Source organism: Pseudomonas akapageensis (assembly GCF_011355085.1).
Taxonomy (GTDB): Bacteria; Pseudomonadota; Gammaproteobacteria; order Pseudomonadales; family Pseudomonadaceae; genus Aquipseudomonas; species Aquipseudomonas akapageensis.
In genome coordinates, this window is sequence record NZ_VXCP01000002.1 from 159,866 (window position 1) to 184,400 (window position 24,535).

The 24,535-nt window shown below is 61.1% G+C and carries 24 protein-coding genes; 11 read left to right on the forward strand and 13 right to left on the reverse strand.

Translation table 11 applies throughout. The features are described from left to right. Window positions 1-2 precede the first annotated feature (2 nt). The 8 genes from F2S13_RS02600 to F2S13_RS02635 form a co-directional block, all read right to left on the reverse strand. Window positions 3-713, reverse strand: a complete 711-nt coding sequence (locus F2S13_RS02600; protein ID WP_166358762.1) for an ABC transporter permease — start codon at window positions 711-713, stop codon at window positions 3-5. After that, window positions 710-1,438, reverse strand: coding sequence for an ABC transporter permease (locus tag F2S13_RS02605; protein ID WP_166358764.1), 729 nt, complete (start codon window positions 1,436-1,438; stop codon window positions 710-712). The genes F2S13_RS02600 and F2S13_RS02605 overlap by 4 nt, the downstream gene beginning before the upstream one ends. Window positions 1,439-1,505: 67 nt before the next feature. Continuing rightward, window positions 1,506-2,285 (reverse strand): transporter substrate-binding domain-containing protein, encoded by a 780-nt coding sequence (locus F2S13_RS02610; RefSeq protein ID WP_166358766.1) that lies wholly within the window; start codon window positions 2,283-2,285, stop codon window positions 1,506-1,508. 210 nt (window positions 2,286-2,495) lie between these two features. Then, window positions 2,496-5,033, reverse strand: a complete 2,538-nt coding sequence (locus tag F2S13_RS02615) for a penicillin acylase family protein (protein ID WP_166358768.1) — start codon at window positions 5,031-5,033, stop codon at window positions 2,496-2,498. A 129-nt stretch (window positions 5,034-5,162) separates the two neighbouring features. After that, on the reverse strand, window positions 5,163-5,366 hold the full coding sequence (locus F2S13_RS02620) for an SEC-C metal-binding domain-containing protein (RefSeq protein WP_166358770.1): 204 nt from the start codon (window positions 5,364-5,366) through the stop codon (window positions 5,163-5,165). Between the two features lie 6 nt (window positions 5,367-5,372). Further along, complete coding sequence (locus F2S13_RS02625) at window positions 5,373-5,858, reverse strand: LEA/WHy family protein (RefSeq protein ID WP_166358772.1); 486 nt, start codon at window positions 5,856-5,858, stop codon at window positions 5,373-5,375. A gap of 41 nt (window positions 5,859-5,899) precedes the next feature. Beyond that, a complete protein-coding gene (locus F2S13_RS02630) occupies window positions 5,900-6,376 on the reverse strand; it encodes a YchJ family protein (RefSeq protein ID WP_166358774.1) in 477 nt (158 codons plus the stop codon). Between the two features lie 4 nt (window positions 6,377-6,380). After that, complete coding sequence (locus F2S13_RS02635) at window positions 6,381-6,875, reverse strand: DUF6231 family protein (protein WP_166358776.1); 495 nt, start codon at window positions 6,873-6,875, stop codon at window positions 6,381-6,383. Window positions 6,876-7,042: 167 nt separating this feature from the next. Between F2S13_RS02635 and F2S13_RS02640 the strand changes: the two genes are divergently transcribed. The 4 genes from F2S13_RS02640 (at window position 7,043) to F2S13_RS02655 (ending at window position 9,655) form a co-directional block, all read left to right on the forward strand. Next, the gene (locus tag F2S13_RS02640) at window positions 7,043-7,663 is read left to right on the forward strand and encodes an OmpA family protein (RefSeq protein WP_166358778.1); all 621 of its coding nucleotides are present in this window, start codon (window positions 7,043-7,045) and stop codon (window positions 7,661-7,663) included. Window positions 7,664-7,753: 90 nt separating this feature from the next. After that, entirely contained in the window at window positions 7,754-8,467 is a 714-nt protein-coding gene (locus F2S13_RS02645) for a PA1041 family peptidoglycan-binding anchor lipoprotein (protein WP_166358780.1), read from the forward strand. 161 nt (window positions 8,468-8,628) lie between these two features. Next, window positions 8,629-8,904 (forward strand): DUF1145 domain-containing protein, encoded by a 276-nt coding sequence (locus tag F2S13_RS02650; protein WP_166358782.1) that lies wholly within the window; start codon window positions 8,629-8,631, stop codon window positions 8,902-8,904. Continuing rightward, window positions 8,897-9,655, forward strand: a complete 759-nt coding sequence (locus F2S13_RS02655) for a collagen-like protein (protein WP_166358784.1) — start codon at window positions 8,897-8,899, stop codon at window positions 9,653-9,655. The genes F2S13_RS02650 and F2S13_RS02655 overlap by 8 nt, the downstream gene beginning before the upstream one ends. Window positions 9,656-9,808: 153 nt before the next feature. Here the strand turns inward: F2S13_RS02655 and F2S13_RS02660 are convergent, their stop codons facing one another. Continuing rightward, window positions 9,809-10,273, reverse strand: coding sequence for a CopD family protein (locus F2S13_RS02660; protein ID WP_166358786.1), 465 nt, complete (start codon window positions 10,271-10,273; stop codon window positions 9,809-9,811). A 96-nt stretch (window positions 10,274-10,369) separates the two neighbouring features. Here F2S13_RS02660 and dinG point away from each other — a divergent pair, with 96 nt between their 5' ends. The 6 genes from dinG (at window position 10,370) to F2S13_RS02690 (ending at window position 18,791) form a co-directional block, all read left to right on the forward strand. Then, the gene (dinG, locus tag F2S13_RS02665; protein ID WP_166358788.1) at window positions 10,370-12,514 is read left to right on the forward strand and encodes an ATP-dependent DNA helicase DinG; all 2,145 of its coding nucleotides are present in this window, start codon (window positions 10,370-10,372) and stop codon (window positions 12,512-12,514) included. An 81-nt stretch (window positions 12,515-12,595) separates the two neighbouring features. Then, on the forward strand, window positions 12,596-14,971 hold the full coding sequence (locus F2S13_RS02670) for a beta-agarase (RefSeq protein WP_166358790.1): 2,376 nt from the start codon (window positions 12,596-12,598) through the stop codon (window positions 14,969-14,971). 106 nt (window positions 14,972-15,077) lie between these two features. Beyond that, window positions 15,078-16,223: a serine hydrolase domain-containing protein gene (locus F2S13_RS02675; RefSeq protein WP_343047041.1), complete on the forward strand. Its 1,146-nt coding sequence runs from the start codon at window positions 15,078-15,080 to the stop codon at window positions 16,221-16,223. A gap of 132 nt (window positions 16,224-16,355) precedes the next feature. Beyond that, the gene (locus tag F2S13_RS02680; RefSeq protein WP_166358794.1) at window positions 16,356-17,378 is read left to right on the forward strand and encodes an OmpA family protein; all 1,023 of its coding nucleotides are present in this window, start codon (window positions 16,356-16,358) and stop codon (window positions 17,376-17,378) included. 18 nt (window positions 17,379-17,396) lie between these two features. Beyond that, the gene (gene pdxH, locus F2S13_RS02685) at window positions 17,397-18,044 is read left to right on the forward strand and encodes a pyridoxamine 5'-phosphate oxidase (protein ID WP_166358796.1); all 648 of its coding nucleotides are present in this window, start codon (window positions 17,397-17,399) and stop codon (window positions 18,042-18,044) included. A gap of 282 nt (window positions 18,045-18,326) precedes the next feature. Beyond that, window positions 18,327-18,791: an outer membrane lipoprotein gene (locus tag F2S13_RS02690; RefSeq protein WP_166358798.1), complete on the forward strand. Its 465-nt coding sequence runs from the start codon at window positions 18,327-18,329 to the stop codon at window positions 18,789-18,791. A 74-nt stretch (window positions 18,792-18,865) separates the two neighbouring features. On the opposite strand, the gene nhaA is transcribed toward F2S13_RS02690, so the two are convergent. Beyond that, the gene (gene nhaA / locus F2S13_RS02695) at window positions 18,866-20,047 is read right to left on the reverse strand and encodes a Na+/H+ antiporter NhaA (RefSeq protein ID WP_166358800.1); all 1,182 of its coding nucleotides are present in this window, start codon (window positions 20,045-20,047) and stop codon (window positions 18,866-18,868) included. A gap of 215 nt (window positions 20,048-20,262) precedes the next feature. On the opposite strand from nhaA, the gene F2S13_RS02700 reads away from it, so the two are divergent. After that, window positions 20,263-21,357 (forward strand): PLP-dependent cysteine synthase family protein, encoded by a 1,095-nt coding sequence (locus F2S13_RS02700; RefSeq protein ID WP_166358802.1) that lies wholly within the window; start codon window positions 20,263-20,265, stop codon window positions 21,355-21,357. 39 nt (window positions 21,358-21,396) lie between these two features. Here the strand turns inward: F2S13_RS02700 and F2S13_RS02705 are convergent, their stop codons facing one another. From F2S13_RS02705 to F2S13_RS02715, 3 genes are all read right to left on the reverse strand, one after another. Next, the gene (locus F2S13_RS02705) at window positions 21,397-23,007 is read right to left on the reverse strand and encodes an NAD(P)/FAD-dependent oxidoreductase (RefSeq protein ID WP_166358804.1); all 1,611 of its coding nucleotides are present in this window, start codon (window positions 23,005-23,007) and stop codon (window positions 21,397-21,399) included. A gap of 125 nt (window positions 23,008-23,132) precedes the next feature. Continuing rightward, on the reverse strand, window positions 23,133-23,804 hold the full coding sequence (locus tag F2S13_RS02710) for a COG3650 family protein (protein ID WP_166358806.1): 672 nt from the start codon (window positions 23,802-23,804) through the stop codon (window positions 23,133-23,135). A gap of 64 nt (window positions 23,805-23,868) precedes the next feature. Further along, window positions 23,869-24,468, reverse strand: a complete 600-nt coding sequence (locus F2S13_RS02715; protein ID WP_166358808.1) for a short chain dehydrogenase — start codon at window positions 24,466-24,468, stop codon at window positions 23,869-23,871. Window positions 24,469-24,535: the final 67 nt, after the last annotated feature.

The window sequence follows — 24,535 nt, forward strand, 5'->3', positions numbered from 1 at the left end:
TCCTAGTGTGCAGGGCCGAGAAAGGCCAGCCAGCGCCGTTCAGCCAGGCGGAACAGGCCGACCAGGGTGAAGGTTACCGTCAGGTAAATCAGTGCGGCAATGCCGAATGACTCGAAGGTCATGAAGGTAGCCGAGTTGGCATCGCGGGCGACCTTGAGGATGTCCGGCACAGTGGCGGTGAAGGCCACGGTGGTCGAGTGCAGCATCAGAATCACCTCGTTACTGTAGAACGGCAACGAGCGGCGCAAGGCCGACGGCATGATGATGTAAGCATAGAGCTTCCAGCCGCGCAGGCCATAGGCCTTGGCCGCCTCGACTTCACCATGGTTCATGCTGCGGATGGCACCGGCGAAGATTTCCGTGGTGTAGGCGCAGGTGTTCAGGGCAAAGGCCAGGATGGTGCAGTTCAAGGCGTCGCGAAAGAACGCGTCGAGCACCGGCTGGGCACGCACTGCGGCGATGCTGTAGATGCCGGTGTAGCAGATCAGCAACTGGATATACAGCGGCGTGCCTCGGAACAGGTAGGTGTAGAACTGCACCGGCCAGCGAATCCAGAAGCGACGCGAGACCCTGGCGATCGACAAGGGTATCGACATCAGGAAGCCGATGAACAGCGACGCCGTCAGCAGCCACATCGTCATGGCCAGGCCGGTGATGTGGTTACCGTCGCTGTAGAGAAACGCGCGCCAGTATTCCTGTAGCAATTCAATCATCGCACGGCCTCCCGGGTGCCCACGTTATAGCGTCGTTCCATCCAGCGCAGGACCAGGTTGGACGCACTGGTGATCGCCAGGTAGATCAGCGCCGCCAGGACCAGAAAATAGAACAATTGATAAGTGCTTTTGCCCGCATCCTGGGAGGCCTTGACCAGATCGGCCAGGCCGATGATCGAGACCAACGCGGTGGCTTTGAGCATCACCATCCAGTTATTGCCAATGCCTGGCAGGGCAAAGCGCATCATCTGTGGGAACACGACGAAGCGAAAGCGCTGGCCGCGCGTGAGCCCGTAGGCGGTGGCCGCTTCGACCTGGCCGCGGGGCACGGCGAGGATCGCGCCGCGGAAGGTTTCGGTGAAGTACGCCCCGTAGATGAAACCCAGGGTAATGACCCCGGCACTGAAGGGGTCGATCTCGATGTATTCCCACTCCAGGTATTCGGTCAGGCTGGTCAGCCAGGTTTGCAGGCTGTAGAAAATCAGCAGCATCAGCACCAGATCCGGCACGCCGCGAATCAGCGTGGTGTAGCACTGTGCAGGAATTCGCAGCATTCGTGAGCCTGAAAGCTTGGCGCTGGCGCCGATCAGGCCCAGCACAACGCTCACCAGCAGCGACAGAAAGGATAATTTGATGGTCATCCAGGTGCCTTGCAACAGCAGGGGGCCAAAGCCCTTCAAGCTGAAAGCCGAGAGCCCCAGGTGCTGCAACAGGTCATCGAACATGAATCAGGCCTTAGGCAGTCGTTGAGAGGCGCTCATTCCCGCCTGGGAATGAGCGCCGGGTTGCAGCTTATTTGCCGCTGTACAGGTTCAGGTCGCCGAAGTGTTTCTTCTGGATAGTGGCATAGGTGCCATCATCGTGTAACGCTTTGATACCTTTATCCAAAAGTGCTTTCAGCTCAGTGTTACCTTTCTTAATACCCACTGCGGTGATTGCTGGCAGCAGAGGATCGTCAACCGGCTTGCTCACTTCATAATCGGCGCCTTGTGGCGACTTCAGGAAGCCCAGTTCGGCTTGCAGCATATCCTGGACGGAGGCATCCAGACGGCCGGAGGTCAGGTCAGCATAGACCTGGTCCTGGTTGGCATAGGCCTTGGTTTCTACCCCGGCCTTGTCCAATACGGCCTTGGCGTAGGCTTCTTGAATAGTGCCCTGCTCGTAACCGACTTTTTTACCTTTGAGGGAAGCCGCATCGCTCAGGCCGGAGCCTTTTTTGAACACGAAAGACGTGGGGCCCGAGAACAGTTCGGTGGAGAAGTCGATGGCCTTTTGACGCGCCTCGGTTACGGTCATCGAAGAGATCACGCCGTCGAACTTGTTGGCTTTCAGGCCAGGGATCATGCCGTCGAAATCGCTTTCGACCCACTTGCACGTGACCTTCAGTTCAGCGCAAATCGCGTTGCCCAGGTCGATGTCGAAGCCGACCAGGCTGCCATCGGCGGCCTTGGATTCAAAAGGGGCGTAGGAAGGATCGACGCCAAAGCGCAGCTCTTTGTATTCCTTGGCCAGGGTGGAGCCTGCCGACAGACATAGAGCCAGTGCAGACAGCGTCAGCCATGCTTTTTTCATTGTGCAGTCCTTAGATCCAAATCAGCATTGGAAAAGCGAAAGGTACGTTACCGGCAAATGCCAGACTTCACAGATATAGCAAGTTCCGCACCATAGTGCTCGAACAAGTGTTTGAGCGGTGTGCTCAAAAGCCTTGTCGCTCAGCGGTGCGTCCCCCCTCCAGCTTGCTCACATGCGCGCACCAAAAGAGTGCGCGCATGTGAGCTCTCATTATTTCCCTGGCACCAAAGTCAGGCGCTTGCTGCCATAGGTCTTGTCGAAGTTTTGCGGTTGCATCGGGAAGCTCATGTACTGGCCCTTGAGCCAGGCATCGATGCCATCGGCGTAGTGCGGGCTGGCCGGGTTACCGGATTGGCCCGTACTGTTTAGACCGATCATGGGTTCGGCCTGGCCGAAATCGACCACCATGCGCATGGCCGGAATCAACCAGGTATCGAAGTCCTGCCCCCAGTGATAGGCCGAGGTGTTCAGGGTCGTGTGGTCGCCGCCTGCAGGGACCGGGCCGCGATTCAGGTAACTGCTCAAGGCATTGATCCCGGTGCGATCGCCTACGCTCATGAAGGGCGCCAGTTTGCTGCTGTCGGAAGTCCAGGTGTAGTGGTGCAGCTTGCCCCATTGCCAGGCCCTGCGATCGTTGCCCAGCTGGCTTTCGCCGCTGCTGATGGCTGCAGCCAGGCTGCGCGCGAGGATGGCCGGTTTGTCTTCTTTCTGCGCGGTCTTGATGTCATCCCAGTACGGGCTGTCTTCGCGGCCGAGCAGGTGGTCGGCCTGGGCCGAGTAGGACAGGTCGGCATTGGCGACGAAGGCCTTCCAGGTCGGGCTGGTTTCCGGGCCCAGTTCATCGAGGAAGGTCTGCTTGGCGCTTTCCTGCAGGAACAGTTCGTACAGTGCGGCGTCGGCTGATTGTGGCGCGAGCTTGCCATCGAAGGCCATCAGCCGGCTGTAGGCTTCGCGTGCCTTGCTGCGATCGGCTTCGGGCAAGGCGTCGATAGCCTGCTTGAGCGGCTGGGCCATGCCCGGGGCTTCGAACATCTTCTTCAATTTGACGGCGAAGAGGGTGGTCTGGTCGTACTGCATGGCGATCATGCTGCGCGTGTCGTGCTTGCCGACACCGGCCAGTTCGGCAATGCGTTCGCCACGCTCGGGGTAGTACCAGGAGTTGGACAGTTGCATGCCATAGCCGCGGGGCACGGTGCGCTGGTTGGCGGTACCGAGCCAGCCCTGGGCCGGGTCCTGGTCGTAAGGGTGCAGCATGGGGTCGGCGTAACCGTCCCAGTCATAGCGCCCCTCCCAACCCGGAGACGGCAGCAGGCCGACGCCTTCGCGCCGGTTAGGGAAGCGGCCGGTCACTTGCCAGCCGATATTCTGGGCGTCGGCGAACATCAGGTTCAGCGCCGAGGCACGGATTTCGCGGCTGGCTTCGAAGGCCTTTTCCACGTTCTGGGCGCGGGACAGGTCGAACAGCGCGTCCATGCTCTTGTCGCCCTTGAGGTCCGGCGTCTGCAGGGCCAGGCCATAGCCACTGTTGAACGCCATGGGTTGCAAGTCATTCTTGCGCTCGCCCAGGGCACTGTTGAGCAGCGGGCCGTGACGGGTTTCATAGACCGTCTCGCGGATCGGGCGCTGGCCCTTGATGAAATAGGTTTCGTTGCGGGCGATGGCCGGTTGCCACTTGCCGTCGACCTCATAGAGCAGGCGGTTGCCTTCGCGCTTGACCTTTTCCAGGAACAGGTCCTGGTTATCGCCCATGACCATGGTCATGCCCCAGGCCAGCTTGCCATTGAAGCCTGCGACGATGCCCGGCACACCGGCGAGGGAAACGCCGGCGGCCTGGTACTTCGGCGAGCGGATCTGCACATAGTTCCAGGCCGAGGGAATCGCGATCGGCAGATGGGTATCGTTGGCCAGCAGGCTTTTGCCCAGGCGGCTGCGCTGGGGCGCGATGGCCCAGTTGTTCGAGGCGGCCACGCCGAGCATGTTGAGGTCGGTGAGTTGGCTGGCGACTCTGTTCAGGTCGCCAAGGCCTGCGATCTGGCCGCCCAGGCTCAAGCCCTTGAGCTTGTCGGCTTCATCGAAGGGCAACGGCTCGTCCGGATAGCTCGGCAGCAGCCAGGCCAGCTTGTCGCTGCCGACTTTCTGCGCCAGGACCAGGGAAGCGATTTCTTCCTGCAGATTGACCGACAGGCCGAAATTCAACAGGCAGAAGATCAGCGCAGAGTCTTCCGGCTTCCAGTACTCCGCGCGATAGCCGGACTTGGCCAGGTCCATCGGCAGCTTGTCGCGGTAGCGGAACAGGTAGGCGTTGACCCCGCGGGCGTAGACTTCGAAGAAGCGCTTGAGCCGGGGCGAGGAGGCTGCATAGAGCTCGTTGGCATCCTTCTTCAGATTGACCGTGCGCATGAAACGGTCGATCTCGAGCACGCCGGGACCGGCCATTTCAGCCAGACGACCCTGGGCGATCAGGCGCATGCCGACCATCTGGCTGATGCGGTCACTGGCATGCACGTAACCCATGGCGAACAGGGCGTCGTGGAAGTTGCTGGCTTCGATCAGCGGCATGCCCATGGCATTGCGCCGCACCGAAACGTTCTGCGCCAGCCCCTTGAGCGGTTCCACCCCGGTGGTGGGTGGCAGGCTGTCGTTGCTGCCAGAGAGCCAGGACTGGCATCCGGCCAGGCTCAACAGCCCGACCACAGCTGCGGCGGCGCCGAACCGGGGAAGAAAATGTGTGAAGGCTGGCGAGGCCATGGCAAGGCTCCTGCGGGGCTGACAACGGAAAGGCGCTACGTTAGTGAGCGCGATGCCGCCACGCAAGGAGGGGCAGGGCCTTTATTTGCAAAAAAGAAAACGGCCTGATTGTCAGGCCATTTCTGGTGCTCAAGCGCCGTGGCACTTCTTGAATTTCTTGTTGCTGCCGCACGGGCAAGGATCGTTGCGACCGACGTCCTTCAGGGCGTTGCGTACCGGCTCCTGGGGTTCGTGGTTGCAGTGCGGACCGTGAACATGGCCGTGGTCATGGTCGTGATGATGATCATGATCGTGGTTGCAGTCTGGGCCATGAACGTGGGGTTGCTGGGTCATCTGGGGTTACTCCGGAATAAATTTGCCGGGAATTATCTCACCACTGCGCGCCAAGTGCAGGTCGTGACCGAAGAATAATCCGGTTGCCAGTTCGCCTTCGAGCCGATAACGGATCGGCTGGTCGGTTTTCTTCAGCTCCTTCACGATCTCTTTCAGGTGCTGCCACAGGTTGGTGCGCACCGGAACCTGGTAATACTCGTGGCCATTGGCCGGAACCGTGAACCAGTCGCTCGACTCGCCGTCGGCCAGCAGGATGTCGTTGAGGTAAAGGGTGTATTGCAGGCCGCGAATGGGCAAGCTCGAGTCGTTGGGGTTGTCGATGCGAAAATGCAGCATGAATTTCTGCTCCATCAGCTTGGCCTTGACGATTTCGACCTTGACCAGATGGATCTCCGGGTCCTGGAAGTTGCCGAAAAGCCAGGTCGAACAACCCCCGAGGCTCAGTAGAATGAGTAGGGCAATTAAGGTTGTCGTTCGTGCCCGTGCATGCATTTTGCGTCTCCGGCCATCCTCTGGATCAAGTGCACTCCCGCTCAGGTATTAATGTAGCTGGCGCAGCATTTCTTGAACTTCTGGCCGCTGGCGCAAGGGCAGGGATCGTTGCGCCCGGCCTTGAGTGGAACTGTCGGATCGATGAAGTACCAGCGCCCTTCATTCTGTACGAACGCGGAGCGTTCACGGTGGCTGTGCTCGCCGGCGTCGTCGTGCCAGCGGGCGGTGAAGGTCACGAAGGCATGCTCGGGTTGCCCGCCCAGGACTTCGGCGCTTTCCACTTCAAGCCCCAGCCAGGTGCTTTGTGCGCTCCAGTCACTGATCGACTGGCGATCGAGCCCGGTCTGTTGCGCGGGCAGGGTGGTGCTCACCAGATAATCGATCAGCCCCAGCACATAAGCGCTGTAGCGAGAGCGCATCAGCGATTGCGCATCGGGGGCCGGATGACCGGCGTGATAATGCCCGCAGCAGGCGTCCAGTAAATTGCCGCTGCCGCAGGGACAGATCGAGACACTCATTCGATCACCACCAATATTTGCCAAAATTTTGCGGGTTCGCCCAGAACTTGGCGTTCAGCCAGTCCGGCACCTGTTTGTATTCGCGCAGATCATAAGTAAACAGGCTCAATACCTGCTCGTCGCGCTTGAAACGTTCACTGGCCTGAAGGGCCAGGGAAAAGAAGTCGGTGTCGCTCCAGCCGCAGGCAGCCAGGTCGGCAAGTACGGCAATGCGGCTGGCGTTGAGATTGCGAATGCCGCCCAGCAGTTCCAGGCCGCTGCGTTTGTTCAGTTGTTCGAGGCAGCCGACCGCCAACGCGAGATCGAAGCGTTGCCCGGCCAACTCCTTGGGCAAAGGCCCAGGCTCCGCCACGAATACATCGGCATCCGGGTGGGCAGACTTGAAAGCGTCCAGCGCCGGAAAGCCGGTACCGACCAGCAAAAGACGCTTGGGCGCGTAAAGTTCAAGCAGTGCCGCCAGTGCTTGTTGGGGCGTGCGCGAAGAAAAAACATCAGTCATCTAGTGTCCTCTTTCCTTAGTTGCCAAGACTAGCCGGGTCTTCGTTTGCGGCCTAGGCTTTCAAGTTCGTTATTTACATCATGGCTTATTGCTGGCGGAGATGGAGTGACCGGTCTTTACTTCTTGAGTGTGGTTTTTTTGCTGTTCCCTCCTGAGGAGATTTGTTAATGAGCATTTTGCGCACAGCGTTACCCCTGGTTCTGCTAACCAGTGTGTTGACTGGTTGTGCAGGTCTGCAAAAAACCGACTGGCCGATGTGCGCTGCTGTGGGCGGCGTGACGGGTGCCGGGTTGGGTGCCACAGAGAACGCAACCTGGGCTGGTTGGGGTGCTCTCATTGGCGCAGGCTTTGCGTCCGCCTATTGCTGGGTGCATGGTGGCGTACCTGAGAAACACGAACCACCACCACCTGCTCCAGTAGAGGAAGCGGTCGTGGTCAAGGAAGAAGTGATCGTTATTCGTGATGTCCTCTTCGAGTTCAACTCGGCCAAGCTGACCAGCTCCGACAAGATGCGTCTGGACAAGGTTGCCACTCGCCTGAAACAGGAAGCACCGAGTGCCCGCCTGAGCGTAACCGGACATACCGACAGCGTGGGTAGCGATGCCTATAACCAGAAACTCTCGCAGCGGCGTGCGCAGTCGGTGACTGATTATCTGGTGGAAAGCGGCGTACCGCGCAGCAGCTTCGTTTCGGTCGTGGGCATGGGTGAAAGCCAGCCGATAGCCGATAACAGTACTGCGGATGGACGCGCCATGAACCGCCGCGTGGAGATCAAGATCAACCGCTGAAACCCGTGCCATCACCGGCTTGTGAAGTGTTACAGGCCGGTCTTTACTCCTGTGTGACCGGCATTGGCCGGTGACACAGGAGTATTATTTATGAGTGTGTTCGCCAAGGCAGCGGTTCCCCTCCTTCTCCTCAGCAGCGTACTTTCAGGCTGCGCCACCACCAGCGATGGCAGTGCCCCCCTCAATCAACGTACCTGGCCTGTCTGCAGCCTGCTTGGCGGGTTGGCCGGTGGCGGGCTCGGTTCTATCGAAAGTTCGGCATGGGCAGCTGGCGGGGCGGCATTTGGAGCCATTGCCGGCGGCCTGATCTGCTATGCCCAGGATGGCGACGAAGACGGTGATGGCGTGTACGACCGCCGTGACCGTTGCCCCGACACACCCGCTAACACCCCTGTCAGTCACAATGGTTGCCCGCTGCCGCAATATCCGGTCAGCGAGCCGGCGCCTGCACCCGTTTCCGATGTCATTACCTTGAATGATGAAGATAACGTCAGTTTTGCCGTCAATTCCGACGAGTTGACGCCTTCGGCTACCCGCAAGTTGACGGCCTTGATGGACAGGCTCAACAACCCTGGCGTAACCCGCATCAAGGTCGTCGGTTATACCGACAGCCAGGGCGCAGACGCCTATAACCAGCGTCTGTCGGAACGTCGCGCAAGGAGTGTCGCGGATTTCCTGATCACACAGGGCATTTCGGCGGACAAGGTCACCAGTGAGGGACTGGGCGAGAGCGAGCCGATCGCCGATAACGCCACCGCAGAAGGCCGCGCGCAGAACCGCCGGGTGGAACTCCATTTGAATTGAAACTGACCTCCGGCACTGGCACAGGAGACCGCCAAGCCGTTACTGTGCCTGCAGGAGATTTCGTGTCGTGGTTCAACAAATAAAGCTTGAACCCTGCGCGAAACTCGCAGGGGTGATTCCGATCGCTCCTCTATACCAAGAATAATCTGCAAGGGGCGTATATGAAGTGGTTTTGGGGTGTGGGCAAGGCACTGACGGTAGTGTTCTGGTGGGTGGTGCTGTTGAATCTGTTCATGCCCATGGTCAATCCGTTCCATCAATTGATCAATGCCGCAGGCGCCGCGCTGTTGCTGATCCATGTACTTGAAGTCTTGCTGTTCAATCACGGCTTGCGCGGCCGCAGCCATCGCTGGTTCGATCGTTTGCAGATTCTGTTGGTGGGCATCTTCCACGTGCAGTCGATTCGGGCACCGGTGGGGGGCACCCGCCATGCGTAAGTTGCTTGTTTTGGCTGCATTGTTCAGCCCCATTGCCATGGCGCAAACCATCAGCGTCGATGCCAATTCGCTGATGCGATTGCCCGGAAATGCCAGCGTCGTGCAGCTTGATCGTCTGGAAGTGGCCGATTACGGCACGTTGCTGATCCCATCCAGCTTGACTGAACTGAATGTGGGAGAACTGCGTCTGGGGCATGAGGCGCGGATCGCCATCGTGCCTGGCGAGCAGGAATTGCGGTTGTACGCCAAGCATGTGCAATTGGGCGCTGGCAGCCAGATCACGGCACGCGGTGCGCCGGGCACTTACCAGAAACCGGCCCTGCCGGGGCGTAACCTTAGCTTGCAGTTGCAATCGCTGAGTGCGCAGGAACTGTCAGTGGACGCCCGGGGTGGTGCCGGCGCACCGGGTTATTTTGGGCTGGACGGTGCCAATGGCAAGGCGGCCGGTTGCACCTGGGGGCAGGCGGGGCAGGGCGCCGATGGTGACAATGGCGGCGATGGCCATGACGGTGCGGCAGGCGCACAGGTAACGTTGCAGTTGCCGCGAGATTTCCCTGCGCAGCAGATCAAGGTCCGTGTCGAAGGCGGGGCCGGTGGTCAGGCGGGGACGCCGGGCAAGGCGGGCGCAGGTGGGGCAGGCAAAGGTTGTCTGGTCTACCGCGCCGAGGGTGGTCGCAGTGGCCAGCCGGGACTGCCGGGGCAGCCTGGGGTGGCGGGTGCGGCAGGGACTGTTTCGGTACAGCGATTGTAATTCGCAGCTGACTCTGTGGGAGCTCCTCGTTCCCACGCTCCGCGTGGGAATGCATCCCCTGACGCTCTGCATCGCGCCCTCGACGCTGGAGCGTCTCATCCGGCATTCCCACGCAGAGCGTGGGAACGAGGGTGCAGGCGACGCAGTTCTCAGTCAGAACATCGGCCGCGCCGCAGCGATTGCCACCAACACCAGCCCAATGATCAGGTTGATCCCCACCAGGCGACGGATTTTCCCCAGGGTAGCAGCCCCGCTCGGCCAGTCCGCTGCTTCCACTGCGCGACGCAACTGCGGCAATTGCAGCGACTGGATGCGGATGAACAGCGCCGTCATGACGACATAAAGCCCCATCATGACCTGGACATAACGTGGCGCGGCGTCGAATCCGGCATAGCGCATGTGGAGCATGCCGACGCCGCTGATCGGAAGAATCAGCACGGCAATCCAGACCCAGACAAAAAAACGTCGGAAAACTTCCACCCACAACGTCAATCGGGCCGGGCCTTCAAGGGCTGTCATGGCCGCTGGCCGCAGGATCATCCAGGCGAAGAACATGCCGCCGACCCAAATCAGGGCTGCCAGAACATGCAAGGTGTAGGGGATAGCAAAGGGGGTCATGCAGGATCTCCGTTCAGCGCTCGATTCAATAGCGGGGTATGATAGCGGCCCATCCGAAACACTGAAAATTTATCCAGGCTTGCGCGCCCCAGAATCATGATCAGTAACGAACTCAAATCCCAGATCCAGGGCGCCTATTCGCGTTTTCTCGAAGCCAAGAGCCTCAAGCCTCGCTACGGCCAGCGTTTGATGATTGCTGAAGTCGCCAAGGTGCTGGGCGATATCGAGTGCGACGATGAAGGCCGGCGCAGTGGTGATCCTGCCGTGGTTGCCGTCGAGGCCGGTACCGGTACCGGCAAGACCGTGGCCTACAGCCTGGCGGCGATTCCCGCCGCCAAGGCCGCGGGCAAGCGCCTGGTCATCGCCACGGCCACCGTCGCCCTGCAGGAGCAGATCGTCCACAAGGACCTGCCTGACCTGATACGCAACAGCGGGCTGAACTTCAGCTTTGCCCTGGCCAAGGGCCGGGGTCGCTACCTGTGCCTGTCGAAGCTCGACATTCTCCTGCAGGAAGGTCACGCACAGAGCGCCACGGCGCAGCTGTTCGAAGAGGAAGGCTTCAAGATCGAGGTGGATGAAGCCAGCCAGAAGCTGTTTACCAGCATGATCGAGAAGCTCGCCGGCAATAAGTGGGACGGCGACCGCGACAGTTGGCCCCAGGCCCTGGAAGACCAGGATTGGGCGCGCCTGACCACCGATCACAGCCAATGCACCAATCGCCATTGCCCGAACTTCCAGCAATGTGCCTTCTACAAGGCCCGTGAAGGCATGGGCAAGGTCGATGTCATCGTCACCAACCATGACATGGTCCTGGCCGACCTGGCCCTGGGCGGCGGCGCCGTGCTGCCGGACCCGCGCGACACCATGTACGTGTTCGACGAAGGCCATCACCTGCCGGACAAGGCCATCGGCCACTTCGCCCACTACACGCGCCTGCGCTCCACCGCCGACTGGCTGGAGCAAACGGCCAAGAACCTGACCAAACTGCTGGCCCAGCATCCGTTGCCGGGTGACCTTGGCAAGTTGATCGAGCAGGTTCCCGAGCTTGCCCGGGAGATCAAGACTCACCAGCAGTTCATGTTCAGCGCCTGCGAGCAATTGGCCGACTTCAAGGCCGGTGAAGACATGGAAGGCCGCGAACGCCCGCGTCATCGTTTCGTCGCAGGTGTCGTGCCCGAACACATGCGCGAGATGGGTATCGAACTGAAGAAGGGTTTTTCTCGCCTGACCGATCTTTTCACCCGTCTTACCGAATTGCTCAAGGAAGGCATGGATGGCGAGGTCAACATCGGCATCGCCAGCCATCAGGCGGAGGAGTGGTACCCACTGTTCGGCAGCTTGCTGATGCGCGCCCAGGGCAACTGGGAGCTGTGGACGGCCTTCACTGCCGAAGACCCGGAAGACAGCCCGCCCATGGCGCGCTGGTTGACCCTGGCCGAAAGCGGGGCGTTGTTCGATATCGAAGTCAACGCCAGCCCCATCCTTGCGGCCGAAATGCTGCGGCGCAATCTGTGGAACGTTGCCTACGGCGCCCTGGTGACCTCCGCGACCCTGACCGCGCTGGGCAAGTTCGACCGCTACCGCATGCGTGCCGGGCTGCCCAAGGGCGCCGTGACCACTATCGTGCCGAGCCCTTTCCATCACGCCGACGCCGGCTTGTTGCGCGTGCCGGACCTGCGCGCCGACCCCCGCGATGCCGCCGCCCATACCGCAGCCATCATCCGCGACCTGCCGGACCTGGTCGAAGGCTCCCGTGGCACCCTGGTGCTGTTTTCATCGCGCAAGCAGATGCAGGACGTATTCGACGGGCTTGACCGCGATTGGCGCAAGCAGGTCTTCATCCAGGGCAATCTGTCCAAGCAGGAAACCCTGAACAAGCACAAGGCGCGCGTCGACGGCGGCGATTCCAGCGTGCTGTTCGGCCTGGCCAGCTTCGCCGAAGGGGTCGACCTGCCTGGCGCCTATTGCGAGCATGTAGTCATTGCCAAGATCCCCTTTGCAGTGCCGGATGATCCGGTCGAGGCGGCCCTGGCCGAATGGATCGAGGCACGCGGCGGCAACCCCTTCATGGAAATTGCCGTGCCCGACGCTTCGTTGCGTCTGATCCAGGCCTGCGGTCGCCTGCTGCGCACCGAGGAAGATCGCGGCACCATCACCTTGCTTGACAGGCGAGTCGTCACGCAACGCTATGGCAAGGCTATTCTCAATGCCTTGCCGCCGTTTCGCCGGGAAATTTCCTGACGCGCCACGGCATCAATCCCTCGGGGCGTTGTCTATTCACTGCCATTTAACGCCCGAGCCATCAAGGAGAGCTGGATTCATATGATTTGCCGTTCGCTGCCCGCTGTATTCGCACTGCTTTTCGCCGCCCCGTCATGGGCGGCGCAGCAGACGCTGTTCAACTTCGTTCGCCCGGCTGATGTGGTAAAGGTGGCGACCGAGGATGCCAGCCTGCCACAGCAAAACGCGGAGCAGACGGCCGAAGGCGAAGTGTTGCGCCGGGTCGTGTTCAATCCGGTCGAGCGTCCGAGCCTGCGCCTGACGCCGCAAAATGGCGCGTGGGACTGGACTGCGGCCAGCGCCATGACATTGCGTATCCAAAGCGCGATGAACTGGGCGGTGACTGTGGATGTGACCATCCAGAGCAGCGACGGCAAGACCCTGACCAGCCGCGTCGACCTCCCGGCCGGCCCGGCGCAGACATTGCTGGTGCCATTGCGCGCCAATTCACCCTTGAGCCAGGGCATGCGTGCCGGCCCGCCCATGCCCTGGCAGCAGGAGGGGCAGCGCCTGTTGCTGGCCAGCAGTGCCGGCGAACTGGACTTGAGCAAGGTGGTTTCGGTGACCCTGTCGATGAACAAGCCGGCCGTGGCCCAGAGCATCCTGCTGGAACGCTTTGGCGTGCAGGAGGGCGATGAGCTGCAAAAAGCGGCCTACAACGCGATTGCCGATGGCTATGGCCAGTACTCGAGGGGCAAATGGCCGGAAAAGGTCGGCAGCGACGAACAGCTAAAGGCCGCGGCGAGCAAGGAGCAGCAACAACTCAAGACCTGGCTCGCCGAGCGCGCTAAACAACCGTTGGACAAGTTTGGCGGCTGGATCCTGGGCCCGGGGTTTGAGGCCAAGGGCTTCTTCCGTACCGAAAAGCGCGATGGTCGCTGGTACCTGGTCACGCCCGAAGGCCATCCTTTCTATTCGCTGGGAGTCAATGCCGTTGCAGCCGATGGCGGCAAGACCTATGTCGGCGGGCGCGAGTGGATGTTCTCGGCCCTGCCCCAGGGTGAAGATCCCTTGGCCCATTACTACGGCGAGGGTGACAACCGCGATGGCAACGGCTCCTCGAAAGACCGGGGCTATGCCAACGGTCGCTGGTACGACTTCTACGCGGCCAACCTGGCCCGCGCGTACGGCCAGCCCTGCGTGAAGCCCGAAATGCCCAAGGCAGTCGGCGCAGAGGCCGCCAAGGTCGATGCCGTACCGGCCGAAACTACCGGCGAGAAACCCGCAGTCGCGCCGTGCCCAGCACCGGCTTTCGATGCCAAGCGCTGGCAGTCCCATACCCTCGACCGTTTGTTGGCCTGGGGCTTCAATACAGTGGGTGACTGGAGCGATCCGAGCCTTGTGCCAGATACCCGGGTGCCTTACACCTTGCCGCTGTCGATCGTCGGCGATTACGCCAGTATCAGCACCGGGGCCGACTGGTGGGGCGGCATGCCGGATCCTTTCGACCCGCGCTTTGCCATGGCCACCGAGCGGGCCGTGGCCATCGCTGCCCGCGATCATCGTGATGACCCCTGGCTGGTGGGCTATTTCGCGGATAACGAACTGGCCTGGGCCGGCCCCGGCGACGATCCGAAGTCGCGCTATGCCCTGGCATATGGCACCTTGCGCCTGACCACCGATGTACCGGCCAAGCGAGCATTCCTCAAGCAGTTGCGCGACAAATATCGTAACCAGGAGGGGCTGTCCAAGGCCTGGGGGATCGACCTGCCGGCGTGGGAGCTGATGGAAGACCCGGGGTTCGAGCCGCCATTGCCGAGTGCCGAACACCCCGAGATCGAAGCCGACTTCAAATATTTCCAGCAGGTATTCGCGGAAACCTACTTCAAGACCATTTCCGATTCACTGAATTGGCACGCGCCCAATCATTTGTTGTTGGGTGGCCGTTTTGGCGTGAGCACGCCTGAAGCCGTCGACGCCTGCGCGAAGTTCTGCGATGTCCTGAGCTTCAATTTCTACACGCCCAAGCCGCAGGATGGCTACGATTTCGCCCGCTTGAAAACACTGGATAAACCTGTGCTGGTCAGCGAGTTCAATTTCGGCTCGCGTGACCGTGGGCCGTTCTGGCCGGGCATGATGGAAGTCGCCAGGGAAGAGGACCGTGGCTCCGCTTATGCGGCGTTCCTCAAGGCGGCGGTGAGCGAACCGTCGATCGTCGGCGCGCACTGGTTCCAATACCTCGACGAACCGGTGACCGGGCGTTTGCTCGATGGTGAGAACGGGCACTTTGGTCTGGTCGGGATTACCGATGTGCCGTTCCAGGGCTTTGTCGGCGCCGTGCGCAAGAGCAATCTGCAGACCGTGCAGCAGGTGGGCAAGATCGCTGCGACCGCAACGCCGGGTGGCGATATCAGCCCGGACAAGGGTACCGATGAGGAGCCTGAAGATAACGCCGACCAGGCTGGTTCAGAACAGTGAAGGGCCAGCAGTCGATTGACCGCTTGGCACGCGTCTGTTCACAAAACCTGCAAGGGCTGGAACAATGCCCGCCACTTTGAAAAATGGTAGTGCAGGGAGTCACCAGGTGCAGATTCAGGGCCATTACGAGCTTAAGTTCGAAGCCGTGCGCGAAGCCTTTGCCACGCTGTTCGATGATCCGCAAGAGCGTGGCGCCGCGTTGTGTGTCCAGATCGGCGGAGAAACCGTGCTTGATCTCTGGGCCGGTACCGCCGACAAGGACGGGAGCGAGGCATGGCACAGTGACACCATTGCCAACCTGTTCTCCTGCACCAAGACCTTTACTGCAGTCACCGCGCTGCAACTGGTCGCCGAAGGCAAGTTGCAACTGGATGTACCGGTCGCCCGCTATTGGCCAGAGTTTGCCGCGGCCGGCAAGCAAGCCATCACCTTGCGCCAGTTGCTCTGCCATCAGGCAGGCTTGCCGGCGCTGCGTGAGCTGTTGCCGGCCGAAGCCTTGTATCAATGGCAAACCATGGTCGATGCGTTGGCTGCCGAAGCTCCCTGGTGGACGCCGGGGCAAGGGCATGGCTACGCCGCCATTACCTACGGTTGGTTGCTCGGCGAATTGATCCGCCGCGCCGACGGGCGCGGTCCGGGAGAGTCGATCGTGGCCCGGGTGGCGCGGCCGCTCGGCCTTGATTTCCATGTGGGGCTGGCCGATGCAGAATTTCATCGGGTTGCCCATATCGCTCGAAGCAAGGGCAACATGGGTGATGAAGCGGCCCAGCGCCTGCTGCAGGTCACCCTGCGTGAACCTGAGGCCATGTCCACGCGCGCCTTCACCAACCCGCCATCGATCCTGACCAGTACCAACAAGCCAGAATGGCGACGCATGCAACAACCAGCCGCCAATGGGCATGGCAATGCGCGCAGCCTGGCCGGTTTCTACAGCGGCTTGCTCGATGGCAGCCTGCTGGAGGCCGAACTGCTCGATGAGCTGACCCGCGAACATAGCGTCGGCGCCGACAAGACCCTGCTGACCCAGACCCGTTTCGGCCTGGGCTGTATGCTCGATCAACCCCAGGTGCCCAATGCGACTTTCGGCCTCGGTGCCAAGGCATTTGGCCACCCGGGTGCCGGTGGTTCGGTCGGTTTTGCCGATCCCGAACATGACCTGGCCTTCGGTTTCGTGACCAACACGCTGGGTCCGTACGTCCTCATGGACCCTCGGGCGCAGAAGCTGGTGCGGGTGTTGGGAGGCTGCCTGTAATCGAATTAGTGGCCTGTGTGGGCCACTAGCCGACGACCTGCTGGAACCGACTGGTTTTTGTGTTTTCAAATCATTTACTTATGCGAGCCGCTCGGCTCGTTTTTCCGTTCATTTTCAAGGTGTGAAAGTCTGATGTCCTCACATAAATCGCTCGCTCTTGCGTTCTGCCTGGTCGCTGCAGGTTGCGCCCAGACGCCACAGCACGGTGGTGCTGGCAGTGGTCCGTCCTGGTGGCCTTTCGGTGCCGATAAAGTGGCCGACAAGGAGGTCAAGGGTGCAGCGAAGGATGGGGGCGCCAAGGCTGATGCCAAACCCGCGGCTCCCGCTCCAGCTCCCGCTCCGGTTGCCAAGGCCCAGACGGCCAAGGCTGACGACGGCAGCCGCTGGTGGTGGCCGTTCGGCGCCAAGAAAGAAACGACCAAGGCAGTGCCGATGCCCGACCCGAAAGTCACTCAGGCCTGGCTCGACAGCTATGAGCCGCGTATGCGTGAAGCGATCAAGGACAGCAAGTTCGAACTGGAGCGTCACGATAACGCGCTGATCATCATCGTTCCTGTCGATAGCTCGTTCAACCCGGATCGGCCAGCCATGCTGTTGCCAAACTCCCTCGGCCCGATCACTCGGGTAGCCAAGGTCATCGAGAGCGACCCCAAGACTGCCGTGCTGGTATTGGGCCATGGCGACTCCAGTGGCGCAGCTGCGGCTGCCCAGAAGACGAGCCAGGAGCGGGCGCAATCGGTTGCCGCGATTTTCCGCCTCAGCGGTTTGCAGCGTGATCGCATGTCGCTGCGTGGCCTGGGCTCGGACATGCCACGTGCAGCCAACGACAGCCAACAGGGCCGCGCGTTGAATCGTCGGGTAGAAATGGTGGTGACACCGCAGGACACCATGCGGGCGCTGCTGAGCAAGTACAATATGCCTGCCCCGGCGCCAGTTGCACCGGTTGCGGCCAAGCCCGAGGCGAAGGCTCCGGAGAAAACTCCGGCCAAGGCCGCCACCAAATCCACTGCCAAGGCCGCCCCGGCCAAGAAAGCCAGTACGGCGAAGAAGGCTGCTCCGACCAAGTCCACGGCTGCGAAGAAATCCACCGCACCTGCCAAGAAGGCTTCGGAAACGAAAAAAGCTGAGCCGGCTGCTGCGGCGAAGACCAACTGATAGCAAAGGAACGCTGTAATGACCCAGACCCTGGCCGCCATGCGCCGTGAATATGCCCGCGATGGCCTGACTGAAGAACAGGCCCCAGCCGAACCGTTCGAGCTGTTTCGCAAATGGTTCGAACAGGCGGTCAAGACCGAGCAGTTGCCGGTCGAGGCCAATTCCATGGTGCTGGCCACGGTGGACCAGGACGGTCGACCGCATTGCAGGGTCCTGTTGCTCAAAGGGCTGGACGACCAGGGTTTTACCTTTTTCACCAACTACGATAGTGCCAAGGGGCAGCAGTTGGCGGTCAACCCGTTTGCGGCGATGACCTTTTTCTGGCCGGCCCTGGAGCGTCAGGTGCGCATCGAAGGCCGGGTGGAAAGGGTCACGCCGCAAGAGTCCGATGCCTATTATCAGGTGCGACCGCTGGGCAGTCGCCTGGGTGCCTGGGCTTCTCCGCAGAGCCAGGTGATTGCCGATCGGGCCGAGCTCGAAGGGTTGCTCAAAAGCACCGAGCAGCGTTTCAGCGATGCGCAGCCTCATTGCCCCGAGCATTGGGGGGGCTATCGCCTGTTGCCCGAGCGCATCGAGTTCTGGCAGGGGCGCCCCAGCCGCTTGCATGATCGCCTCAACTATCGCCTACAGGACAATGTCTGGCAGCGCGAGCGCCTGGCGCCTTAATCGGCGGCCAATGAAAGGGCCAGATCCCGCTCCATCCAGCGTTTGATCCGGACAGGGAGCCCACCGCGGAACTACAGACCTGCCACGGTGGTCGCTGTTATCATGGGCGTAGTCCATATAAATCGTCGCGCATGTCGCTGGCCGATGCGGTACAGCGGCAACGTTTGCAAGATTGAAGCAGCCTGTACTAGAGCTGAATGGAAGCGAAATTTATACAGCTCGTGTCGTGACAGCTGTCAAGACGCGGAGTTTAATGAATATCTGTCTTATGGAGATGATCCAATGCGTAAATCCGTATTGCTGCTTGCGTCCTTGAGCGCAATGTCGCTGTTGTTGGGTGGCTGTGCCTCGAACCTGAGCGGTGAATCCTATTCCCGTAGCGAGGCGCGCCAAGTGCAGACCGTGCGCATGGGCACGATCGAAGCGTTGCGCCCGGTGAAAATCGAAGGCACCAAGACCCCGATCGGTGGTGGTGCGGGTGCGATCGTTGGTGGCGTGGCTGGCAGCTCTGTGGGTGGCGGCAAAGGCAGCGTCGTCGCTGCCGTCATCGGTGCCGTGGCCGGCGGCCTGGCCGGTTCTGCCGCTGAAGAAGGTTTCACCCGTACCCAGGGTGTGGAAATTACCGTGCGTGAAGATGATGGCAGCATGCGTGCCTATGTACAGCAGGTTGCGGAAAACGAAGTCTTCCGCGTTGGCGAGCGTGTACGAATCATGTCGGTCAACGGCACCAGCCGCGTAGCGCACTGATTCAACCCCGCTTCAAAACGAAAAAACCCCGACACAGCCTTGGCTGGTCGGGGTTTTTTCGTTTCAGGAGCCGGTCAGGCGGAAGCGTTTTTCCGGCTGGCCATGGCCGTGATTGCGTAGCCCAGCACGGCGGCGATGAACGAGCCGGTCAGAATACCCATGCGGTCCATGCCGGCGTACGGGCTGACGCCGGGTTCAAATGCCAGCGAACCGACGAACAGGCTCATGGTGAAGCCGATGCCGCAGAGTATCGCAACCCCCAGAACCTGCCCCCAGTTGGCGCCTGTCGGCAAGGCGGCGATGCCGATCTTGACGGCAAGCCAGGTCAGGCCGAAAACACCCAGGGCCTTGCCCACCACCAGGCCGATGGCAATCCCCATCGGAACGTGGTGGGTGAAGCTCTCCAGGGTGACCCCGGCCAGCGAAACCCCGGCGTTGGCGAAGGCGAACAGCGGCAGGATGCCAAAGGCCACCCAGGGGTGCAGGGCATGCTCCAGATTCAAGAGGGGGGAAGGTTCGGCATTGCGGGTGCGCAACGGGATGCACAGGGCCAGTGTCACGCCAGCCAGCGTCGCATGCACGCCACTCTTGAGCACGCAGACCCACAGGATCAGGCCGATGATCATGTAGGGGCCGAGCTTGACCACGCCCAACCGGTTCATCGCCACCAGCGCGACCAGGCAGGCCGCGGCCAACATCAACGACAGGCTCGACAGCTCGCCCGAGTAGAACACGGCAATGACAATGATCGCCCCCAGGTCATCGATAATGGCCAGGGTCATGAGAAACAGTTTGAGCGAGGTCGGTACACGCTTGCCCAACAGGGCCAGTACACCCAGGGCGAAAGCGATATCGGTCGCCATCGGAATGGCCCAGCCGGCTACCGCTGGCGGGTTGTCCTTGTTCAGCGCCCAGTAGATCAGGGCCGGCACGACCATGCCACCAATGGCCGCCGCGCCCGGGAGGATCACCTGCGCTGGTTTGGACAGATGGCCATCGACCAGCTCGCGCTTGACCTCGAGGCCAATCAGCAGGAAGAACAGGGCCATCAGGCCGTCGTTGATCCAGAGCAACAGTGGCTTGGCAATTTTCAGCGCGCCAACCTGGGTCACGACCGGGGTATCGAGCAGGCCGTTGTAAAGGAACGACAGCGGTGAGTTGTTGATAATCAGGGCAAGGGCCGCAGCTGCAATCAATAACAGACCGCTGGCAGCTTCCAACTGAAAGAAACGTGTGAAAGTGCTACGCAGAGGCAAGTTCGCTCTCCATCCATTGAGTTGAGGAGGACACCCTAACCCGTACCGTTAGTTGTTAAAACAAAAGTTATATTCTATTTTGTTATAAGCGGGTAAATGAGCTTCCGACGCGAAGAGCCTAGCAGTTGGGCGGGATATTGGTGGCTGACTGTGCCTGTGTCGGTTGTAGGAATTTTCCTAAACTGGTTGTTTGGCACTCAACGGATATTTTCATCATGGGCGAAAACCGCAAGTGGGCGCTTGAAGCGATCCGCATCATCGAAGCAGATTTCCAGCGCAGTGCCGACACGCACCTCATTCCCTTGCCGTTATCGGGCTTCCCCGGTATCGAGTTGTATTTCAAGGATGAGTCCAGTCATCCCACCGGCAGTCTCAAGCATCGCCTGGCGCGCTCGCTGTTCCTGTATGCCCTGTGCAATGGCTGGCTGCGCCCCGGTGCGCCGATTATTGAAGCGTCCAGCGGCTCGACGGCGATCTCCGAGGCGTACTTCGCCCGCTTGTTGGGCCTGCCATTCATTGCCGTGATGCCAGCGACCACCTCCAAAGAGAAGATTGCCCAGATCGCCTTTTACGGTGGCCAGAGCCATCTGGTCGAAGATCCAACGCAGATCTATGCCGAATCCGAACGCCTGGCCCGGGAAAGCGGCGGCCACTTCATGGATCAGTTCACCTACGCCGAACGCGCCACCGACTGGCGGGCGAACAACAACATCGCCGAATCGATCTTCTCCCAACTGCGCCTGGAGCGGCATGCCGAGCCCAGTTGGCTGGTCTCTAGCCCCGGAACCGGTGGCACCACGGCCACCCTGGGGCGTTACGTGCGCTACCGACAGCACTTTACCCGCGTGCTGTGTGCCGACGCCGAGCGTTCGGTTTTCTTTGACTACTACCAGAGCGGCGATGCCAATCTGAGCCTGGACTGCGGCTCGCGCATAGAGGGCATAGGCCGGCCACGGGTAGAGGCTTCGTTCTTGCCGCGCGTGATCGATGCGATGGTCAAAGTGCCCGATGCCTTGTCGCTGGCGGCCATGCATTACCTGGCAGGGCGCCTGGGGCGGCGGGTCGGCGGGTCGAGCGGGACGAACCTGATCGGCGCGCTGATGGCGGCGCAGCAGATGAAAGAGGCAGGGGAGAGTGGATCGATCGTGGCGATCCTCTGCGATGGAGGGGATCGCTATGCCACGACCTATTACGAGCCAGGCTGGCTGCAGGCCCAGGGATATCAGCTGGATCCGTTGATAGCCCGGGTCAAGGCCTGCGCGGAACAAGGCGATCCTTTGCCTGAAACGGTGTTGCGCGCGGGTATCTGAGCTGGGATCGGCACAGCCCCTGGCTGTGCCGATCGGCGATCAGTCCTTGAGGCCGAGCATGCTGCAGGCCACGGCTTCGGCGATGCGAATGCCATCGACCCCGGCCGAGAGAATCCCGCCGGCATAGCCTGCACCTTCGCCGGCCGGAAACAGTCCCTTGACGTTCAGGCTCTGCAGCGTTTCGTCGCGGGTAATGCGCAGCGGCGATGAAGTCCGGGTTTCGATGCCGGTCAGCACGGCGTCGTGCTGACCGAAACCGCGGATCTGCTTGTCGAAGGCCGGCAGGGCCTCGCGGATGGCCTGGATGGCGTAGTCCGGCAAGGCCAGCGCCAGATCACCCAGGGCGACACCGGGTTTGTAGGACGGCTCGACACTGCCCAGTTCAGTGGAAGGCTTGCCGGCCACGAAGTCGCCGACCAACTGCGCCGGCGCTTCGTAGTTGCTGCCGCCCAGCACATAGGCGTGGGATTCGAGGCGTTCCTGCAGTTCGATCCCGGCCAGCGGACCGCCCGGGTAATCTTCGGGTGTGATTCCGACGACAATCCCCGAGTTGGCGTTGCGCTCGTTACGCGAATACTGGCTCATGCCGTTGGTCACGACCCGGCCAGGCTCGGAGGTGGCCGCGACCACGGTACCGCCCGGGCACATGCAGAAGCTGTAGACCGAACGACCGTTGCTGGCATGGTGCACCAGTTTGTAATCGGCGGCGCCGAGTTTCGGGTGGCCGGCGTATTTGCCCAGGCGTGCCTTGTCGATCAACCCCTGCGGGTGCTCGATACGAAAGCCGATGGAGAAGGGCTTGGCTTCCATGAACACGCCGCGACCGTGCAGCATGCGGAAGGTATCGCGAGCGCTGTGGCCCAGTGCCAGGACCACATGGCGCGAGGCGATCTGTTCGCCGTTTTCCAGGACCACACCCTGCAGCTGGCCGTCTTCGATCAGTACATCGGTGACCTTTTGCTGGAAGCGGATCTCACCGCCCAGGGCCTGGATCTCGTGGCGCATGGTCTCGACCATGCCGGTCAGGCGGAATGTACCGATGTGCGGCTTGCTGACGTAGAGAATTTCTTCCGGGGCGCCGGCCTTGACGAACTCGTGCAGCACCTTGCGGCCGTGGTGCTTCGGATCCTTGATCTGGCTGTACAGCTTGCCGTCGGAGAAGGTGCCGGCGCCGCCTTCGCCGAACTGCACGTTCGACTCCGGGTTGAGCACGTTCTTGCGCCACAGACCCCAGGTGTCCTTGGTGCGCTGGCGAACTTCGGTGCCGCGTTCGAGGATGATCGGTTTGAAGCCCATCTGCGCCAGCAGCAAGCCGGCAAAAATCCCGCAGGGGCCGAATCCGACCACTACCGGGCGCTCGGTCAGGCCTTCCGGAGCATGGCCGACAACCTTGTAGCTGACGTCCGGCGCCTGGTTGACGTTGCGATCTTCGCTGAACTTGCGCAGCAGCGCGGCTTCATCGCGCACGCTCAAATCGATGGTGTAGATGAAGTGCAGTTCGCTCGACTTCTTGCGCGCATCGTAGCTGCGCTTGAACAGGGTGAATTCCAGCAGTTCATCATCGGCAATCCCCAGGCGTTGCACGATGGCAGGCCGCAGGGCTTCGTCAGGATGATCCAGTGGCAACTTCAGTTCAGTGATTCGTAACATGACAGGGTCCAATATCCGGGCCACAGGGGCGCCCCGGCAGCTTTACACGAACCGGCAATTATAAGCTGTAAACCCTGTCTGCCGTCAGGATAAAAACGCGCGGCGCTGATGGTCGGTCGGCGTCCTCACTCGTTGCGCGAGCCGCCGTAGTAGGCACAACCGCGCTGGGTCTGGCCGTTGACCCGCAGTTCGGCACTCAGGTGCTGCACGCTGCCAGTGACGCTGTCGACACAGCGTTGGGGGGCGACCCACAGTTCGATGCGCTGGTCGTTGGCTTCGCTGGTCAGGTTGAAGCGCCCGTCGGGCAACTGTTCTTCCAGATAAGGCAAGGCCAAAGGCTGCTGGCCTTCACGTTCCAGGACCATGCCCATGCCGCTGACTTTCAGGTTCCAGTTCGGCGCGTGGCCGCTGGCGCGCAGGGTCAGGCGCTTGAAGTTGGGGTCTTCGCAGGCATTGGTCGAGCGCTCGATGCGATAGACCTGTTGCAGGTTGAGCTGGCCATCGTTGCCGCCGGACTTGCTCGCGGAAAAACTGCCGAGCAGGTCGACGAAGATCGTGCCGGGCTTGCTGGCCTGGGCCGAGGCTTCCTGCAACACGCCGGTGTTGCCACTGTCATTGACCACGAAGCGCCGTTGTTCCTGGCACGGCTGGAACAACAGGTGACCGCCTTCGCCCTTGAGTACACCCTGCATGCGGGTCATGCCGGCGGTGGAATTCGTCGGTTTATCGGCGAACATCTGGCAGCCGGTGAACAAGGGCAGCAAGGCAACGAGCAGTAGGGAACGGGCAGCGCGCATCAAATGGTCTCCTGAGAAGTGTCGCCACGTTACTCAGGCTGCCCGCCGATCACAAGGGTGTCGTTCAGCCAACCCGGTAGGTTTGACCGGTTTGAAGGCCCTCCACGCTCTTGGCATAGGCAAGCGCCACATCGGCTGCCGGGACCGGCTTGAACCCGCGGAAATACGGCGCGTAGCTGCCCATTGCCTCAACCAGCACGTTCGGGCTCACTGAGTTGACGCGCAGGCCGCGTGGCAATTCGATCGCAGCGGCGCGAACGAAACTGTCCAGGGCGCCGTTGACGAGCGCAGCCGAACTGCCGCTGCGAATGGGATCATGGCTGAGAACACCGGTGGTCAAGGTAAAGGACGCGCCGTCATTGGCGAATTCGCGGCCGATCAGCAGCAGGTTGACCTGGCCCATGAGCTTGTCCTGCAGGCCCAGTGCAAAGTCTTTCTCGGTCATGTTCTCCAGTGGGGCGAAGGTCACGTTACCTGCTGCGCAGACCAGTGCATCGAACTTGCCGGTTTGTTCGAACAGCCGGCGAATCGAGGCGCTATCGCTGATATCGACGTGGAAGTCGCCGCTGGTGCGTCCGATGCGCACGATCTCGTGACGTGGCGCCAGTTCTTCGGCTACCGCCGAACCGATGGTGCCGTTGGCGCCGATCAACAGGATTTTCATTGAGCCATTCCTCAAGTAAGCGGGGTGAGCCATCAGTTTAGGATGGTTTTTTATTGGGATAAGCGTA